Source organism: Fusobacterium necrogenes (assembly GCF_900450765.1).
GTDB classification, from domain to species: domain Bacteria; phylum Fusobacteriota; class Fusobacteriia; order Fusobacteriales; family Fusobacteriaceae; genus Fusobacterium_A; species Fusobacterium_A necrogenes.
Genome location: NZ_UGGU01000003.1, coordinates 1,047,657 through 1,065,791 on the forward strand (window position 1 = coordinate 1,047,657; position 18,135 = coordinate 1,065,791).

Here is an 18,135-nt window from a genome sequence, read left to right on the forward strand (position 1 = left end):
CAACTCTATTTTTTTCTGTCTAAGAAAGCTTGAAGTATTATAGCAGCTGCTACCTTATCTACTACTTTTCTCTTTTCTAATGCACCTTTTTTATTAGTCTCATTCAAAAGTCTGTCAGCAGAAACAGTAGTAAGTCTTTCATCTACTTCAAAGATTTCTAATCCCTCAATACTCTTATTGAGCTTTTCTATAAATTCTCTAACTTTTTCAGCTTGTCTTTTTTCTGTTCCATCTAAGCTTTTTGGTATCCCTATTACAAGAGATTTTGTATTCTCCTGAATAAGTATCTCCTCTATTCTTTTTACTGCCTTTACTTTTCTTCTGTCAATAACTTCAAGGGGAGTGGCTAATATCCCCATTATATCAGATTTAGCCACACCTATTCTCACATCACCAACATCTAAGGCAACATATTTTTTAAACATTTTTACCCCTTATAATAAAGTTTTTAGAGTTTCTTTAACTTTAGCTACAGCTTCCTCTATCTTAGAAGCATCTTTTCCTCCAGCTTGAGCAAAGTCAGGTCTTCCTCCTCCATTTCCTCCAGCTATTTGAGCAGCTTCTTTTACTAAGTTTCCAGCTTTAACTTTTCCTATTAAGTCCTTAGTTACTCCTACAGCAAATACAGCTTTATCCTCTCCAGAAGCAAGTACAACTACACAACTTCCTAGTTTATCTTTTAAAGAGTCTACCATTTGTCTTAACTCTTCAGCTGTTTTATCTTTGAAAGTTTTTATTACAACTTTTACTCCATTTATCTCTTCAGCAGCATCATTTAATGAACCAGCTTCATAGTTAGTTATCTTAGCTTTTAATGTCTCTATCTCTTTAGAGTTCTCTCTTAAAGTTTCAGTCATCTTTTCAACTCTTTCAACTACATTAGCCTCATCAGATTTTACTGTCTTAGCTATCTCTTTAAGTGTTCTCTCCATTTTCTTAACTAATTCATAAGCTCCAAGTCCTGTAACTGCCTCTATTCTTCTTACTCCAGCAGCTATTCCACTTTCAGACTCTATTTTGAATAATCCTATCTTAGCTATATTATCGATATGAGTTCCTCCACAAAGCTCAATAGAGAAATCATCTACTTTTACAACTCTTACTATATCCCCATATTTATCTCCAAATAGAGCCATAGCTCCCTCTTTTTTAGCTTCGTCCATACTCATATTTCTTACTGTTACACATAGAGATTCAGCTATTTTTTCATTTACTAAATTCTCTACTTTTTCAATCTCTTCAGAAGTCATAGCTTCATAGTGGTTGAAATCAAATCTTAATCTTTGTCCATTTACTAATGAACCAGCTTGTTGTACGTGAGTTCCAAGTACCTCTCTTAAAGCCTTGTGTAATAAGTGAGTAGCTGTATGGTTTTTAGCAGTAGCAAGTCTATTCATCTCATCTACTTCTAATAGATACTCCTCTCCCTCTTTAGCTTCTCCTTTTATTACTTCAACTGTATGAGTAAATATTCCTTTTTGTTTTTGAACATCTACTACTTTTCCTTCAAATCCATTTCCAGAGATAACTCCTGTATCAGCAATTTGTCCTCCAGACTCTCCATAGAAAGGAGTTGTATCAAATATCATAAGAGTTTTTCCATCTTTTCCCTCTCTGATACTTAATAATTTAGCTGTCTCTTTTAAAGTTTCATATCCTACAAAATTAGTAGCTCCATATTTATCATAGAACTCTTCGATAAAGCTATCTTGCCCTTTTTCCATTACAACTTCTCTAGATGCTCTAGCTTTCTCTTTTTGCTCTTCCATCTTAGCTTCAAACTCTTCTCTTGAAACCTCTACACCTTTCTCTTCACATATCTCTTCAGTTAACTCATATGGGAATCCATAAGTGTCATATAATCTGAAAGTTATATCTCCAGAAAGTTTCTTTCCACCTTCTGATTTTACTTTTTCTATCTCTTGGTTTACAAGTTGTATTCCTTGGTCAAGAGTACGAGAGAATTTTTCTTCCTCTATCTTAACTACTTTTTTGATGTGCTCTAAGTTATCATTTAAATCTGGATAAGCTTCATTCATCATCTCTACAACTTTATCTACCATCTTATATAGGAATAACTCTGATTCTCCTAATAATCTTCCGTGTCTTACAGCTCTTCTTAAGATTCTTCTTAATACATATCCTCTTCCTTCATTAGATGGAATTACTCCATCATTTATTAAGAAAGTAACTGCTCTTGAGTGGTCAGTTATAACTTTTAAAGAGAAATCTTTTTCTTTATCTTCTCCATATTTAGTATCAGTTAATCTTCCAGCCTCTTCTACTAGTGGGAATAATAAGTCTGTTTCAAAGTTATTAGATTTTCCTTGTACCATAGCTGTAACTCTTTCTAGTCCAGCTCCAGTATCTATATTTTTCTTAGGTAGTGGTTCTAATGATCCATCTTCCATTCTGTTCCACTCTGTAAATACTAGGTTCCAAATCTCTATGAAACGGTTGTCTGTTCCCTCATCTCCAAGCTTAGAGTTCTCATCTCCTCCATAAGCTGGTCCTAAATCTACGTGGATTTCTGAACAAGGTCCACAAGAACCTGTTGGTCCAGCTGCCCACCAGTTTTCATCCTCTCCTAGTCTTACTATTCTCTCCTTAGGAAAGTTACATTTCTCTATCCAAATTTTTTCAGCTTCGTCATCTGTTGTAAATACAGATACCCATAATTTGTCCTTGTCTAGTCCTAATACTTCTGTTACAAATTCCCAAGACCAAACTATTGCTTCCTCTTTGAAATAATCTCCAAATGAGAAGTTTCCTAACATTTCAAAAAAAGTATGGTGCCTAGCTGTTCTTCCAACATTTTCTAAATCATTAGTTCTGATTGATTTTTGATAAGTAGTTACTCTTGGATATGGAGCTTCCTTTTGACCTAAAAAATAAGGTTTAAATGGTACCATTCCTGCAACTGTTAATAAAAGTGTTGGATCATCTGGAATTAGAGATGCACTTTCAAAATGTTTGTGATTTTTCTTTTTAAAGAATTCTATGAACTCTTTTCTGATTTGATTTCCTGTTAGCATATTTCCTCCAGTTTGTTTCTATTTTTAAATTAAATTTTTTCCTTTGTTATCTTATTATGATTAATTTTCAAAAATTGTGGAAGTAGTGAGAGAAAGTTAGATTAATACAGCGAAATCGAACGCTTAAAAACACAACTGTTTGAGTGAAACGAGTTTTGTGTTTTTAGTGAGATAAGCCTAATTAATCAACTTTCTTGAACTTGGAACAATTTTTAAAATTTAATGATCTAGTCCAATTTGAACTTTTCTCCTAGATAGATTTTTCTAGCAGTTTCATTCTCCGCTATCTCTTCAGGAGTTCCACTTATAAGTACTTTTCCTTGAGCCATTATATAGGCTTTCTCAGTAATTCTAAGCGTCTCTCTTACACTGTGGTCAGTAATTAGTATTCCTAAACCTCTATTTTTTAAATATCTTATTATCTGTTGTATATCCTCTACTGCTATTGGGTCAACTCCAGCAAAAGGCTCATCTAATAAGATAAAACTAGGATTATTAGCTATTGTTCTTGCTATCTCCACTCTTCTTCTCTCACCACCAGAAAGAGAAAATCCTAAAGATTTTTGAACATGAGTAAGCTTAAACTCCTCAAGAAGTTTATTGATTGTTTCTTTTTGTTCTGCTTTATTTATTCCTTTCATCTCAAGTACAGCAGCTATATTTTCTTCAACTGTTAAATTTCTAAAAATTGATGGTTCTTGAGCAAGATAACCAATACCCATATTAGCTCTTTTGTACATTGGATAATCTGTAACCTCCACATTATCACAAAACACCTTTCCACTCTCAGGTCTTACTATCCCCATTATCATGTAGAAAGTTGTTGTTTTTCCAGCTCCATTTGGTCCTAAAAGTCCTACTATCTCACCTTTTTTTACATCAAGACTAACACTATCCACAACTTTTCTTTTTTTATAACTTTTACATAAATTTTGAGCTGATAAATTTATCATATTCTCTCCTTATTTCTTATAGTCTACATAAACATTTCCAGAAGCTTTTATTTTCTTAGTATTCATATTATAAATTCCTCTGTCTGCCTGTACTATTGACTCATTATTCTCTATTTTTACCTTTCCTATTAACTCTACTGTTCCAACTTTTTGCTTGATTATCCCTCTATCTGCTGTTACCTCACTCAAACCATATTCAGGATTATTATTTTTAATATGAACATTTCCTATCAATATAGCTAGATCTCTTTTTATATCTATCTCTGCCACTGCCGATTCTATAGTTATCTGTCCATTTATCTCATCTACTAGAGTAAATTTTGTATTCTCATTAGAAAAAAGTAAGTTTCTATTAGAATCTACCTCTATATAGTCAGATTCTAATTTTTTATTATCTTGAATAAATACAGCATTATCTCTTATCTCACTTCTTAGTATTTCATACTTTCCAACATTTTTAAAATAAACTCTTGAAAATTCCCCACTAAATGTTGTGATAACTCCCTCATCATTTACATGTCCATTTACATTTCCAGTAAAATCAATTATCATCTCATTTAAATCTCCATGAACCTTATCTGAAATAAATCTATCTCCATTTATACTAGTGATATCAGATCTATTTCCATCTAGAATTCCAGTTTTATTATTAAAGACTCCATTATCGCCTTTAAATACAAAATCTCTATAATCAACAACATATTTCTCTAATGATTTTATCACTTCAGTTTTTGGATAGTATTCAACACTCTCTCCCTTGAATACAAAATCTGTATCTTTCATCAATACCTTACCTTTAAATAACGCTTTCTCCTCTTGAGAAAAATACGTCATCTTCTTACTTGTAAGAGTTGCTGTATTACTCTTACCATTGAAATTATCTCCAACAAATTTTGAACCCTTTGGATAGTAAACTCCATTACTCATTATACCATAAGTTTTTCCATCTTTCGTCTTAAAATCTATTTTTTCTGGAATGTAGATATTTTTATCCCTTAAGTCATATTTAGCTACCTCTGAATCTACAATGACATTTTCCCCTTCCATATGAAGATTTCCAGCTATCTCTAAATACTCTCCATTTTTGAAAGAGAAAGTATCCCCAGTTATTCTTATGTTGTCTTTAGGATTTACTATCTCTATACTACTTCCCAATTTTCCTAATCCAGTTTTTGTATTATAAGTAAGATCTGTTCCATTAGCCATATAGTTTCCATTTTGTAATTTTACATTGCCAGCACTTAAGAATTCACCATTTCCTTGATTATAAATAGCATCTTTTCCATAAAGTTTCATTCCACTATCTTGAGATTTGACAATATATTCACCATTTATTTTAGCATTTTTATCTATTCCTGTATAGATAATACTCTCACTCGAAAGGGAATATTTTTCATCTTCCATGAGTGCCTTTCCAACTATAGAACTATCTTGTGTTATCAAATTATGAGCTATATTTTTTCCACTAAGTTTTTGATTTTTATTCTTATCTAAAAGATACCCATCTGTTATTTTTATATCTTTTGTTCTCTCATTATAATAGAGATTTTTTCCTTTACTCTCATACTTAGGTCCGATAAAAGTATAGGCTCCATCTGTATTCATCTCTTTAGTTTCAGTGTTATAACTAAAAATTTTTGCTACTAACTCTCCATCTTCTGAAGAATACTTCACATTTTTTTCTGCATAAAAAGTCATGAGTTTACTCTCTGTATTGTAGACCAATCTATCTCCAAATAACTTCTCTCCCTTAGTTGAATTTCCCTTTATATTTCCTAAGATAGTTAAGATTTTACTTTCAGTATTGTACTCTCCCTTATCTCCTTCAAAAGAGTAAACCCCATCACTACCTTTTATTTTTCCAGCAATTTTTATTATTTCACTATTATCTTTCTTATCTAATCTATCTACATAAATCTTAAATCCATTAGTTTCTATTACAACATTTTTAGAAATTTTTAATGCCTCTGTATCCTCTTTAAAATATAGAGATTCTGCTGATAACTTTATCCCCTTATACAGAATGTCAAATGGTTCCCAAGCCTCTAATATTCTACTTTCTGAATTATATTTCAAAGTCTTAAAATTTCCATCTACTAGCCCTAGATTATCTCCCCTACCTTCAAGAGTAATATTATCAGAAAGTACAACAATCTTTGTCAAATCACTGTATTCACCTTTATCTCCTTTTATAGCTACACTTTCATTTTCTAATGTCACATCCTCAGTAAGTTCTATATAACTCATCTTAGAATCAGTTATAAAATTTTTCCCAGATATTTTTATACCTCTTTTCTCATTTGTAGCAGTTACACCAGTAGTAGATTTTATCTCATCTTTAAGCTTATTGTAATCAGCAGTTTCAGCCTTAAAGCTCCAACCATTTGGACTTATTCCTAAGATATTATTTTTCAAAGCTAAATTTCTTAATTTATCAATAAATACATTATCCCCAGAGATTAACATATCATTTACTTTTGCCTTAGCCTTTTCAAATCCTGTTTCATTTTCTTTTACATAATCTTTTTGTAACTCAGCTTCTACAATATAATCTTCATTTTTATAAGTTACATTAGTTGTCTCTATTACTTGCTCTAACTCACTTAAATCTTTTTCTTCTCCAAAGTAATTAAAATATCCTAATATCACAACTATAATAGCTATGATTCCATATATTATCTTTTTTTTATCCATATTTTAACTCCCATTTAATATTTTTTTCAACTCATTAAGCTTTAATAATGCCTCCAATGGTGTTAATTTTTCAGGTTCTATTTCATCTAATACTCGCATTACTATCTTTTGTTCTTTAGTTAACTCTCCTATTTTAGGAGTCTCTTTTTTTGAACATTCTTTATTTTGTGAAGCGATATTTCCAAATAAAAGTAATTGCTCCCCACCAAGATTTTTTTCAACTATTTCTTTTCTTTCCTCTAATCTTTTTAAAATAGCTTTTGATCTTTCTAGTATCTCTTTTGGCAAACCTGCAAGTCTTGCAACTTCTATTCCATAAGATTTATCTGCTCCACCTTTTACTATTTCTCTTAAGAAAATTATCTCATTTTCATCTTCCTTTACTTCTATTCTAAAATTTTCAGATTTTTCAAGTTTATCTTCAAGCTGAGTAAGCTCATGATAATGTGTAGCAAATATTGTCTTGGCTCCAATTTTCTCATGAATATATTCTGTAATAGCTGTAGCTATTGAGATACCATCAAAAGTAGAAGTTCCTCTTCCTATTTCATCTAAAATAATGAAAGACTTTTTAGTAGCACTATTAACTATATTAGCTACTTCACTCATCTCCAACATAAAGGTAGACTGTCCAGTAAGCAAATCATCACTAGCACCAACCCTAGTAAATATCTTATCTACAAGTCCAATCTTTGCATAGTTAGCTGGAACATATGACCCTATATGTGCCATTATTATTATAAGAGCTGTTTGTTTCATATATGTAGATTTACCAGACATATTAGGTCCCGTAAGAATTATTATCTCTCTTTTATCATCAAAAACTATATTATTTTTTACAAATTCTCCAACTGGTATTAATTTTTCTATGACTGGATGCCTTCCAGCTATTATCTCTATATCTCCTCCATCATCTACATCTGGCCGCACATAGGAATTTTTTATAGCTATATGTGAAAAATCTGTAATCACATCTAAATAAGCTACCTTGTAAGCTAAATTTTGTAGGTCCTCTCTATATTTTTTTATTTCTGCTGTCAACTCCTTAAATAGATGGTACTCTAAAGTCTCTATTCTTTCCTTAGCATTTAATACTTTTTCCTCATATTCCTTTAGATCAGCAACTATATATCTCTCTGCATTAGCCAGAGTCTGCTTTCTGATATAATCTTCTGGTACTAAGGCTGAGTTTACCTTAGTTACCTCAATGAAGTATCCAAACACCTTATTATATTTTATCTTAAGCCCCTTTATTCCTGTTCTTTCTCTTTCTCTATTCTCTATCTCTAAAATATAATCTTTTCCGTCTTTAGATATTCCATGTAACTCATCAAGGTCTGCATTATAACCTGATCTTATTACTCCTCCCTCTCTTATTGAAAAAGGTGGCTCATCTACTATGGCTTTTTCTATAATATTATAGATCTCTACAAGAACTTTTATATCTATCTCAAAAAGAGAATTTCCTTTTAAAAGCTTATATATCTCTAGAGAGTTTTTTATAGATTTTTTCAATGCTATTAGATCTCTACCATTTTCTGTTTCTAAAATAAGTTTTCCTAATATTCTTTCAATATCATAGATATCTTTTAATTTTTCTCTAATCTCTTCTCTCAAAAGTACATTCTCTATAAAATAACCTACATCTTCTTGTCTTTTTTTTATCTTTTCTACATCTAGAAGTGGGTTTTTTAAAAATTTTTTTAATAATCTACTTCCCATAGATGTCATACATTCATCTAATACCCACAAAAGAGTTCCAGCACTATTTCTTTCCCTATAATTATCCACTATATCTAAATTCCTCTGCGTTGTAATATTTAGTTCCATCACTTTTTCACTATTGATATAGCTCAAACTTGTAATAGGTAGCTCCTTCCCTTTTTGTAGTTCTACTACATATTCTAATACCATGGCTGAAGCTTTTATCGCTCCTTTTTTATCCTTCAAACCATAGCTTTCTAAAGATATTACTTTAAAATAATCCTTTAGATATGAATCGGCTTTTTTCCTTTCTACAGTCTTAGTAAACTTTATCTCACTCAGTGAATTATGTTTTTTAAATTCCTCTATATATCTATCATAAGATGCTTCATCTAAAAGTATCTCCTTAGGTGCAACTTTATTTATCTCCCCTAATAACTTAAAAAAACTCTCTTTTCCATATATTTCGCTAGCTTTAAACTCACCAGTAGTAATATCAATATAGGCCAATGCCACATACTCATCTGTTATTTTTATACCCATCAGATAGTTATTACTTTTTTCATCTAAAAAATCAGTATCTATAACTGTTCCAGGTGTGATTATTCGAGTAACTTCTCTTTTTACTATTCCCTTGGCTGACTTTGGATCTTCTACTTGATCACATATAGCTACTTTATACCCTTTAGCCACAAGTTTAGCTATGTATGAAGCCACTGAATGGTAGGGTACACCAGCTAATGGTATATCTAAATCTTTTTCTCTGTTTCTACTTGTTAGAGTAAGTCCTAACTCCTTTGAAGCTGTAACAGCATCATCAAAAAACATTTCATAAAAATCACCAAGTCTAAATAATAATATACTATCTGTATATTGGGATTTTATCTCTCTATATTGACTCATAAGCGGCGTTTCTGCCATTACTCTTCAACTCCCTCTTTTTCTATTTCAGCTTTTAATATATTCAATAAGTCTAAAACCTCTTCGTACTTATCAGTGTGATTTATCTTATCTTTAATTGGATTTGAATTTCTTATCCCTTTTAAATACCAACAAATATGTTTTCTAAGTTCAAATATAAAAGGTCTTTCTGGATGATCAAACTGAGTTCTTTTAGTATGTTCTATTGCCATATTTATTCTATCTAATGAAGTTATAGGGTGTAAAACTCTTCCATATTCTAAATATTCTCTAATATCTCTTATTAACCAAGGATTACCAAATATTCCCCTAGCTAACATCACTCCATCAACTCCTGAATGCTCTATTCTTTCCTTAGCATCCTCAGCTGTAAATATATCTCCATTTCCTATTACAGGAATACCTACACTTTCCTTAACTGCCTTAATTATATCCCAATCAGCTTTACCAGTATACATCTGTTCTCTAGTTCTTCCATGAACAGTAATATGTTTACATCCAACTTCTTCTGCTATTTTTGCTATCTCTACTGGGTTTTTAAACTCCTTATATCCAGCTCTTATCTTGATAGATAATCCAGTATCATCATTAAGGGCACTTCTCAGCTCCGATAATATAGCTCTTATATGATCTGGATTTGCCATTAATGCTGACCCATACCCATTACTTGTGATCTTTTTTACAGGACAACCAGAATTAATATCTATATGTTTTACTCCCATTTTTTCAATGGCTTTAGCACTCTCTACCATTTTAGGTATATCTTTTCCAAATAGTTGAACAGAATCTCCTTCTCTAAGTCTTAATATGACTCTTAAAGTTTTCTCTGCAGCACACTCCATGGCATTAATACTTACCATCTCTGTAAATAGCATATCTGGATTAAATTCTTTTAATATTCCTCTATATGTATAATCAGTAACTCCAGCTATTGGAGCTATGTATATTTTTATCATATTTTTTCCTCCATCTTTAATCGAAAAGATATCTCAATCTAAAAATTTTACCATATTTATAGTATTTTTTCAATATAACATTGAAATAAAAAACTTGAGAGATTATCATTCTTTCAAAGTTTTAACATGTATTTTTGCAATAAAAAAAGAAGGAATCTTCCCACTTAAAATATTTGATAAAATTCCTTCCTTTTATATTCAATTATTTTCCTAATTCTGGCATAGTTTGAGCTAAAATTTCATCTATATTTTTTACCATTTCAGCTTGAGATTTTAAGAAAGTATCTACATCTCCAGAGATTTCAACAGTTTCCATTACATCTCCTTGAGCTATGCTATCTACTACCTTCTGATCAGCTTCAGATACAACTTCTCCAAAAATAGTATGTTTATAATTTAACCACTCAGTAGGTACATGAGTAATAAAAAACTGTGATCCATTTGTATTTGGTCCAGCATTAGCCATTGCCAATAATCCTTTTTTATCAAATACTACTCCCTCTTTGAACTCATCTCCAAATTGGTATCCAGGTCCTCCAGCACCTGTTCCTGTTGGATCTCCTCCTTGAATCATAAAATCAGCTATCACTCTGTGGAATTTTAATCCATTATAATACCCTCTTTTTGCTAGATGTACAAAGTTAGTAACTGTAATAGGAGCAACCTCTGGGAATAATTTTAAGTTAATATCTCCCTTAGCTGTCTTTATTTTAGCATTTAATACTATATTCTCCACTTGTTTTTCCTCCTTAATGTTTAGTGTCTTTTCAGCTCCCTTTTGAGTGAAATAATAAAATCCTCCAACTATTATCACTAAAAGGATAAGTATTTTCCAGTTTTTCATATTGCCTCCTTATTCTATCATATTTTTTTATTTTTTCATAGTTTGATTATATGTATTTAACATCTCATCTTTAGATACTGTTCCATATATCTCATATGCCCATTCAGAATCTATTTTTTTCTTCAATACATCTATATTTTTTTGAACTCTTAGTATTTTTTCTTCTAAGGCTCTATATTCCTCTCTCACAGGTTGAAGTTTATAGATACACTCTATCTGCTCCTCTTCTTGGATAGCATTTTTCAACTCCATACTAAGTTCATCTTCTTTATCTAAGACTTTATTCACCTTCTCTAAAAGATTATACTTAGTATTTTCCATTTGCTTTTTCTCATACTCATATAATTTTTTTACAACCTCAGCCCCAGATTCACCTTGGAACTCTTCTCTCAATTTCATTTGAGTTTTAATAAACTCCTCTGTGAAATTGTTCTCTTTCATTATATCATAGATATATTTTTTTATACTTATAAATTTTTCACTATCTATATCTTCATTTTCTCCAAACTCTATCTTCAAAGCCTTATACAGCTTTTCATACTTAGGAATCACTTCATTTTCTAAAATTTCTAAAGCTGATAGCTCATCATTATTTTTTAGCTCCTCTACTCTTTTATTTATCTTTATAAAAACTTGAAGTATCACCTCAGTAGAAAATTTTAAAATCTCATTACACTCTTTTCTTTGCATTTTTCTCTCCGTAATACTGATAATAGTGACATTCTATCCCACCATTATACAATTTTCTGTTCTTTGTAGCTCTCTTTCCAAAAGCTTTTTCAAAACCTTCATAAGATGTGATTATGTAGTATGACCACTTAGGTAACCTCATTCTACAAATATCTCCTAGTAATCCATACAATCTCTCTACTGACTCATCATCTAGAAGTCTATCCCCATATGGTGGATTTGTAAGTAAGGCTCCATACTCCTCATCTCTTTCAATATCTAAGAAGTTTTGACACTTAAGTTGTATATCAGATTCTACTCCAGCTTTTACTATATTTTTTTTAGCTATCTCAACTGTATCAGCATCTATATCAGAGCCAAAAATTTTTACCTCTTTTTCATAATCTTCCATTGAAAAAGCCTCATCTCTAACATCTATCCAATCATTTTCAGGAATGAGCTTCCAAGCTTCAGAAACAAAGTTTCTATTTGCTCCTGGAGCTATATTTCTAGCTATCATAGCTGCTTCTATGAGTAAGGTTCCAGTTCCACACATAGGATCAACTAATGGTAGCTCTCCACCCTTCCATTTTGAAAGTAGGACTAAAGCAGCAGCCATTGTCTCTTTTATAGGAGCTTCGTTTTTTATAGCTCTATATCCTCTTTTATGTAATCCTTCTCCACTTGTATCTACCATTACTAAAAAAATATCATTATGAGCTTGAATCTTTATAGCAAACTTTGCTCCATCTTCATAGAAATAACTCTTCCCATATCTCTCTTTCATCTTCTCTACAATAGCTTTTTTAGTAATTTTTTGTATATCTGATTTAGAAAAAAGTTTAGACTTTACTGAACTTACCCAACTTACTGGAAACTCTCCATTTTCTTCAATGAGATCTCCCCACGGAAGCCTTTTTATGTTATTAAATAACTCATCAAAAGTAAGAGCTCTAAACTCTCCCATTTTTATAAAAACTCTATCAGCACACCTCAGGTGTATATTTGCCTTGGCTATATCCCTAAGTGTTCCTTCAAATTCAACTCTTCCATTGAAAGCCTTGACATTTTCAAAACCTAACGCCACACACTCATCTCTTACTATACTCTCTACTCCCATAGTGGCAGATGCTATCAATGTTAACTTATCCGTCATCAATTACTATCTCCTCTTTTATTTAAAAGTTTTATATATATCAATTTTATCATACCAAATACTGGAACACCAAAAAACATTCCAACAGGTCCAAATAAGCTTCCCCCTATAAGAACAGAAACCACTATCCAAAATGTTCCCATTCCCACAGTTTCACTAACTATTTTAGGTCCTATTACCCAACCATCAACAGTTTGAGCTATAATTATTGCCAAAGCTAAAAATATCAATTTGAAAGGTTCAGCTAAAGCCACTAAAAATACAGCTAAGGTTCCAGCTATTATTGATCCTATATAGGGTATCATATTTCCTATTCCTATCATTACTCCACTCAAAAAAGCGTACGGAGTCCCACTGATAAACATCACTCCAAACGTTATCACTCCAACTGCTGAAGAAACAATTATTCTCCCCCAGACATAGTTCATAAGTACCTTTCTTGAATCTTCCAAAAATATCATTATCTCACTACTTTTCTTCTGACCAAAACCTATAGTAAAAATATTTTTCAAAAATCTGATGAAATACTCCTTATCTATTAAAATTAAAAAAGCCAAGAAAAATCCAATAAAAAATTTTGTAAAAGCTATGCTCCACCAAACAATATTCCACAATGCAGATATTCCAAAATCCTGTATATATTTCATATTATCTTTGATAAGTTTATTAATACTCTCATGAATTTCAGTCTCTCCCATCAAAAGTATATCATTTTCTTTTAAAAATTTTATACTCAGCTCCACATATTTTTCAGCCTGCTGTTGCATATATGGAAGCTTATTGTAGAGTTCTTCAATACTTTTTCCTATCTGAGGAACTATTACAGCTATTGCTAATAACACAAATAAACTTACAAAAATTATAGTTAATATGACAGAGTATAACCTTTTTATCTTAAATCTCTTTTCAATTGAAGAAACTATTGGCTCTAAAAAAACTGTTATAAAAAAAGCATAGATTACAGGTACAAGATATCCCACATATTTACTATATATCTCTCTAAATGTATCATGCTGTTGCAAAAAACTTTGAATGATTATCAAAATTAATCCTATCCCAAAAAGTTTTAGCCCTTTTGTCCGTCTCATTATATTCACCTCTATCTTATGATATAATCCAATTCATCATCACCTTTTTTATCCCCTACTATTTTTATGAGCAATCTATCTGGTATCCCTATAATAACCTCTCCAGGTGAACTTATCCAACCTCTTTTTACATTTAACTTCCTAGGAGAATTTGAAGTTGTTACCCTCACCATATTATCTTTTAATTTCACATTTACTCCACCTAATACAGTGTCTACAAATATATCCCTCTCCTCTTTTTGAAGTGGATAAACATATTTAAGTGTACCATCTACATAGATCTCCACTTTTGATGGCTTTTCATTTCCAAACTCTAGCACCTTTACTCCCAAATTATAAAAAAATAATATAAAAAATAGATATATTACTAAATCCCCCAGCTTAAAATATCTTCTTTTTCTCATATTTTAATCCCGAGTTACTCCTATTTTCTCTCCCATATAAACTTTTGTTTCTATTCCTTTTTTAGTATTTTCTACTAAATCCCTATCTATATCTACTTTTCCCTTTTCAAATACTAAAACACAGGTAGATCCACCAAAATAAAAATAACCCTTTTCCTCTCCTTTTTTTACATCAGTATTAGGAATATAACTTTGTTTTATTCCACCTACCATAGTAGCCCCTACTTCAAACATTGCTATATCTCCAAACTTTTCTGTTTTTAAAATAGAAAATTCCCTCTTATTTTCACATAAAATTCTAAAGTTTTTCTTTATAGCATGAGTTGAAACAGAATAATACAATCCGTCTACTAATTTACTCTCACTTATTTTTCCATCTGCTGGAAAATGAAATCTATGATAGTCAATAGGGGCAAGTCTGATTATCATAAAAACCCCATCTCTATATTTTTCTGCTAAAGCTCTATTTGCAAAAAACTCATCTAGGGTAAACTTATCTCCCTTTATATAGAGTTCTTTTTCCATGTCTAAATTTTCAAATACTAATATTTTACCATCTGCAGGTGAGATAAGATGATTTTCGTCAAAATCTATAACCCTCGCTCCATCTTTTAGCTCCCTATAAAAAAAATCATTAAAAGACGTAAACTCCTCTATCTTTTTTTTAGCTTCACTTATGTTTATATCTGCTTCTTTAATAAAACTAGGAATTTTTTTTACAGATTCTGGCTTATTCATCTGTTTTCCATAATATTCTGTAAGAAATTTTTTTCTCACTAGCAAATTTAGAGGTAATTTTCCTAAAGGATTGTAGTATAAAAATTTTAGATACTTTTCTCCTGGAACTTTCTCTACCTTAATCTCACCAGTTTTTCTTTCAATATATTTTATTTTACTAAACTCCATTTTTTCCACTTCCTTAAAAAGTTTTGAGATTTTTTTAATTTCATTGTATAATTATCTTAGCTTATTATCAAGGAGGATAGAATTATGAAAAAAATAGCTCTTATAGCCCATGACAACATGAAAGATGATCTAGTTGAGTTTGCTAAAAAACATGTTGAGTTTTTTAAAAACTACCCATTAGTTGCAACTGGTACAACTGGAAAAAGAATTATTGAAGCAACTGGATTAAATGTCCATAGATATCAATCTGGTCCAATAGGTGGTGATCAACAGATCGGAGCAGATATAGCTATGAATGAGATGGAAGCAGTATTCTTCTTTAGAGATCCACTTACTGCACAACCTCACGAGCCAGATATCTCAGCTCTTATAAGACTTGCTGATGTACATAAAATTCCTATTGCAACTAATCAATCTACAGCCGAGCTATTAGTTACAGCATTAAAATTAAAATAATCATAGTTATTTATTAAAAAACTAAAAATTATTTTATATCTAAAGAAGTTGATTAACTAAAGCTCGTATAGATAAAATAAATAAAAGTTTTAGCTCTGATACTAGTACTTAAATAGCTTAGTTAATTCAACTTCCTCTCATAACCCCCAAAGTCCTTGATATATCTTAATCAAGCCTATTTTTCTATTTCAGCTTTTATTCCTTTAATAAGATTATACTTCAATTCTATCAAATCAGATGATAAGTCCACCTTATATTTATGTGGATTTTCTAATCTTTTTCTCTCTTCAGATATTTTTTTTAAACTCTCTAAATAATATCTTTGAGAAGCCATTATATCAAACAATTTTTCATACTCCGACATAATAATCTCTCCATCTACTACGTATTCCCTAGTAAGTCTTTTTACTGTGTATTCGCCCTCTTTTAGCTCACTTGATTTAAACTCATATTTCTCATCTCTTATTGTGAGTGTTTCTCCGTTAATTAGTAACGCTTTATCCTTATCCCCTTTCATAAGAGTTATCAAATCAGCATAAGCAAATCCGTATCTATCATAAACTCTATATACCTCTTTAAATCCCGGATTAGATATTTTCACCACATCTTCTGAAAGTTTTATAACTGGCTCATTATCTATTTCTACTATCTTATACACTCCTCCAAAGCATGGATTAGATTTGCTCACAGCTATTTCATCTCCAACACCATATAAATCAGCACAAACTCCTTGCTCTCTCAATGAACGAATAAGCTCTTCATTCAATGAGTTTGTCAAAATTATCTTAGCTTTTTTTAAGCCAGCCTCATCTAACATGGTCCTACATTTTTTTGAAAGATATGCCAAATCTCCAGAGTCTATTCTAACTCCATACATTCCTTCATAAGAATCATCTATTCCACAGTTTTTAAAAGCTTCTATAGCATTTTTTATACCCATTTTTAAAGTATTATATGTATCTATTAAAAGAATTAAACTATTCTTCTCTCTATTTTTTCTATGATTTATAAAAGTTTCAAAAGCCTTTTTCTCAGCTTGACTTCCTACACCAAAGGTTTGTATGTATGAATGTGCCATGGTTCCGACACTAGGTATTCCATATTTATACTCAGTAACTAAATTAGAATGATTTAAACATCCTCCTATTACTGCTGCCTTATTACCTGCCACAGCACTATCAAATCCATGAGCTCTTCTACTTCCAAAAGAAGATACAGCTATTGGGTCGGCAGCTCTTGTTACTCTTGAAGCTTTTGTTGCTATTGCCATTTGCATATTAATTATATTTAAAATTGGTGTTTCTAATATTTTAGCCTGTATAAGTGGGGCTTTTACTGTTAATATTGGTTCGTTTGGATATGCTATTTCGCCATCTCTCATCGATAAAATATCTCCAGTAAACTTCATTTTAGATAGATAATCTACTAAATGTTCTTCCTCTAATATCTCAGAAAAATACATTCTTTTTTCCTCTTCCGAGGTACTATTTAATATCTCTATGAGATTTATTACTTCTTGTACTCCAGCTACTACAGCAAAACCACCATCTTCTGTTTTTCTAAAATATACATCAAATACAGCTATTTTATTTTCCATATGCTCCATTAAAAAAATATCACTCTCTGTATATTGATATCTATCTGAATTTATAACTCTTGCAAAGTCTGTTAGTACCCTTGATTTTTTCATACCACTCTCTCCTTATATTTTATCATAGTACGTCATATCATTATATCATTATTTTTCTTTTTTTACTATAAAACATCTTTTTTTTTCAAAAAAATAATGTTATCATGTAAAGCAGAAATATTTTTTTAGAGGTGAAATATGAGAGCTGTTATACAAAGAGTTAAATATTCTAGTGTGAGTGTAGATGGTAAAATTGTAGGAAAAATAAATCAAGGATTTATGGTTTTGCTCGGTATAACTCATACTGATGGAGATAAGGAAATTAATTGGTTATCTAAAAAAATCAAAGATCTAAGAGTTTTTGAAGATGAAAATGGAAAAATGAATTTAGGATTAGAAGAAATAGGTGGAGAATTACTTATTATATCACAATTTACACTCTATGGAGATTGTATAAAAGGGCGTCGTCCTGGATTTGTTGATGCAGCTAGACCTGAAATAGCTAAACCACTATATGAAAAATTTTTAGAAAAATGTAAAAGTTATGGGATTAAAACAGAGGCTGGAATTTTTGGTGCTGACATGAAGGTTGAAATTTTAAATGACGGCCCTGTTACTCTTATAATTGATACTATTAACATGCCAAAATAGTAAAAAGAATACAATTACTTTAAGTATAAAAAGAGGAGAGAATTACAATTTTATTTGTAATACTCTCC

The 18,135-nt window shown here is 31.0% G+C and carries 15 protein-coding genes; 2 read left to right on the forward strand and 13 right to left on the reverse strand.

What is annotated here, in order from left to right:
* Positions 1-5 precede the first annotated feature (5 nt).
* The 12 genes from ruvX to DYA59_RS05275 all read right to left on the reverse strand — a co-directional run bounded on the left by ruvX (position 6) and on the right by DYA59_RS05275 (position 15,330).
* Entirely contained in the window at positions 6-425 is a 420-nt protein-coding gene (ruvX, locus tag DYA59_RS05215; protein ID WP_115270056.1) for a Holliday junction resolvase RuvX, read from the reverse strand.
* Positions 426-434: 9 nt separating this feature from the next.
* The gene (gene alaS / locus DYA59_RS05220) at positions 435-3,035 is read right to left on the reverse strand and encodes an alanine--tRNA ligase (RefSeq protein ID WP_115270058.1); all 2,601 of its coding nucleotides are present in this window, start codon (positions 3,033-3,035) and stop codon (positions 435-437) included.
* 227 nt (positions 3,036-3,262) lie between these two features.
* Positions 3,263-3,988, reverse strand: coding sequence for an LPS export ABC transporter ATP-binding protein (gene lptB / locus DYA59_RS05225; RefSeq protein ID WP_115270060.1), 726 nt, complete (start codon positions 3,986-3,988; stop codon positions 3,263-3,265).
* 9 nt (positions 3,989-3,997) lie between these two features.
* Positions 3,998-6,682, reverse strand: a complete 2,685-nt coding sequence (locus DYA59_RS05230; protein WP_115270062.1) for an LPS export ABC transporter periplasmic protein LptC — start codon at positions 6,680-6,682, stop codon at positions 3,998-4,000.
* Positions 6,683-6,685: 3 nt separating this feature from the next.
* A complete protein-coding gene (gene mutS, locus DYA59_RS05235) occupies positions 6,686-9,307 on the reverse strand; it encodes a DNA mismatch repair protein MutS (RefSeq protein WP_115270064.1) in 2,622 nt (873 codons plus the stop codon).
* On the reverse strand, positions 9,307-10,263 hold the full coding sequence (gene dusB, locus DYA59_RS05240) for a tRNA dihydrouridine synthase DusB (RefSeq protein ID WP_115270066.1): 957 nt from the start codon (positions 10,261-10,263) through the stop codon (positions 9,307-9,309). The genes mutS and dusB overlap by 1 nt, the downstream gene beginning before the upstream one ends.
* Before the next feature lie 202 nt (positions 10,264-10,465).
* Positions 10,466-10,990, reverse strand: coding sequence for a peptidylprolyl isomerase (locus DYA59_RS05250; RefSeq protein WP_115271496.1), 525 nt, complete (start codon positions 10,988-10,990; stop codon positions 10,466-10,468).
* Positions 10,991-11,134: 144 nt separating this feature from the next.
* Positions 11,135-11,797, reverse strand: a complete 663-nt coding sequence (locus tag DYA59_RS05255; RefSeq protein WP_115270070.1) for a hypothetical protein — start codon at positions 11,795-11,797, stop codon at positions 11,135-11,137.
* Complete coding sequence (locus tag DYA59_RS05260; RefSeq protein WP_115270071.1) at positions 11,778-12,932, reverse strand: THUMP domain-containing class I SAM-dependent RNA methyltransferase; 1,155 nt, start codon at positions 12,930-12,932, stop codon at positions 11,778-11,780. The genes DYA59_RS05255 and DYA59_RS05260 overlap by 20 nt, the downstream gene beginning before the upstream one ends.
* Positions 12,932-14,020: an AI-2E family transporter gene (locus DYA59_RS05265; protein WP_115270073.1), complete on the reverse strand. Its 1,089-nt coding sequence runs from the start codon at positions 14,018-14,020 to the stop codon at positions 12,932-12,934. Before DYA59_RS05265 ends, DYA59_RS05260 begins: the two co-directional genes overlap by 1 nt.
* An 11-nt stretch (positions 14,021-14,031) precedes the next feature.
* Positions 14,032-14,424, reverse strand: a complete 393-nt coding sequence (locus tag DYA59_RS05270; protein WP_115270075.1) for a NusG domain II-containing protein — start codon at positions 14,422-14,424, stop codon at positions 14,032-14,034.
* Between the two features lie 3 nt (positions 14,425-14,427).
* Positions 14,428-15,330: a phosphatidylserine decarboxylase gene (locus tag DYA59_RS05275; protein ID WP_115270077.1), complete on the reverse strand. Its 903-nt coding sequence runs from the start codon at positions 15,328-15,330 to the stop codon at positions 14,428-14,430.
* 84 nt (positions 15,331-15,414) lie between these two features.
* Here DYA59_RS05275 and mgsA point away from each other — a divergent pair, with 84 nt between their 5' ends.
* Complete coding sequence (gene mgsA, locus DYA59_RS05280; RefSeq protein WP_115270079.1) at positions 15,415-15,786, forward strand: methylglyoxal synthase; 372 nt, start codon at positions 15,415-15,417, stop codon at positions 15,784-15,786.
* A gap of 175 nt (positions 15,787-15,961) precedes the next feature.
* On the opposite strand, the gene DYA59_RS05285 is transcribed toward mgsA, so the two are convergent.
* Positions 15,962-17,476, reverse strand: a complete 1,515-nt coding sequence (locus DYA59_RS05285) for a nicotinate phosphoribosyltransferase (protein WP_115270081.1) — start codon at positions 17,474-17,476, stop codon at positions 15,962-15,964.
* 138 nt (positions 17,477-17,614) lie between these two features.
* Between DYA59_RS05285 and dtd the strand changes: the two genes are divergently transcribed.
* Positions 17,615-18,067, forward strand: a complete 453-nt coding sequence (dtd, locus tag DYA59_RS05290) for a D-aminoacyl-tRNA deacylase (protein WP_115270084.1) — start codon at positions 17,615-17,617, stop codon at positions 18,065-18,067.
* The last annotated feature ends 68 nt before the right edge of the window (positions 18,068-18,135 follow it).

Bases quoted from the DNA above. Each gene is read 5' to 3' on its own strand.
- ruvX (WP_115270056.1), bottom strand. From the start codon at position 425: ATGTTTAAAAAATATGTTGCCTTAGATGTTGGTGATGTGAGAATAGGT.
- alaS (WP_115270058.1), bottom strand. From the start codon at position 3,035: ATGCTAACAGGAAATCAAATCAGAAAAGAGTTCATAGAATTCTTTAAA.
- lptB (WP_115270060.1), bottom strand. From the start codon at position 3,988: ATGATAAATTTATCAGCTCAAAATTTATGTAAAAGTTATAAAAAAAGA.
- DYA59_RS05230 (WP_115270062.1), bottom strand. From the start codon at position 6,682: ATGGATAAAAAAAAGATAATATATGGAATCATAGCTATTATAGTTGTG.
- mutS (WP_115270064.1), bottom strand. From the start codon at position 9,307: ATGGCAGAAACGCCGCTTATGAGTCAATATAGAGAGATAAAATCCCAA.
- dusB (WP_115270066.1), bottom strand. From the start codon at position 10,263: ATGATAAAAATATACATAGCTCCAATAGCTGGAGTTACTGATTATACA.
- DYA59_RS05255 (WP_115270070.1), bottom strand. From the start codon at position 11,797: ATGCAAAGAAAAGAGTGTAATGAGATTTTAAAATTTTCTACTGAGGTG.
- DYA59_RS05260 (WP_115270071.1), bottom strand. From the start codon at position 12,932: ATGACGGATAAGTTAACATTGATAGCATCTGCCACTATGGGAGTAGAG.
- DYA59_RS05265 (WP_115270073.1), bottom strand. From the start codon at position 14,020: ATGAGACGGACAAAAGGGCTAAAACTTTTTGGGATAGGATTAATTTTG.
- DYA59_RS05270 (WP_115270075.1), bottom strand. From the start codon at position 14,424: ATGAGAAAAAGAAGATATTTTAAGCTGGGGGATTTAGTAATATATCTA.
- DYA59_RS05275 (WP_115270077.1), bottom strand. From the start codon at position 15,330: ATGGAGTTTAGTAAAATAAAATATATTGAAAGAAAAACTGGTGAGATT.
- mgsA (WP_115270079.1), top strand. From the start codon at position 15,415: ATGAAAAAAATAGCTCTTATAGCCCATGACAACATGAAAGATGATCTA.
- DYA59_RS05285 (WP_115270081.1), bottom strand. From the start codon at position 17,476: ATGAAAAAATCAAGGGTACTAACAGACTTTGCAAGAGTTATAAATTCA.
- dtd (WP_115270084.1), top strand. From the start codon at position 17,615: ATGAGAGCTGTTATACAAAGAGTTAAATATTCTAGTGTGAGTGTAGAT.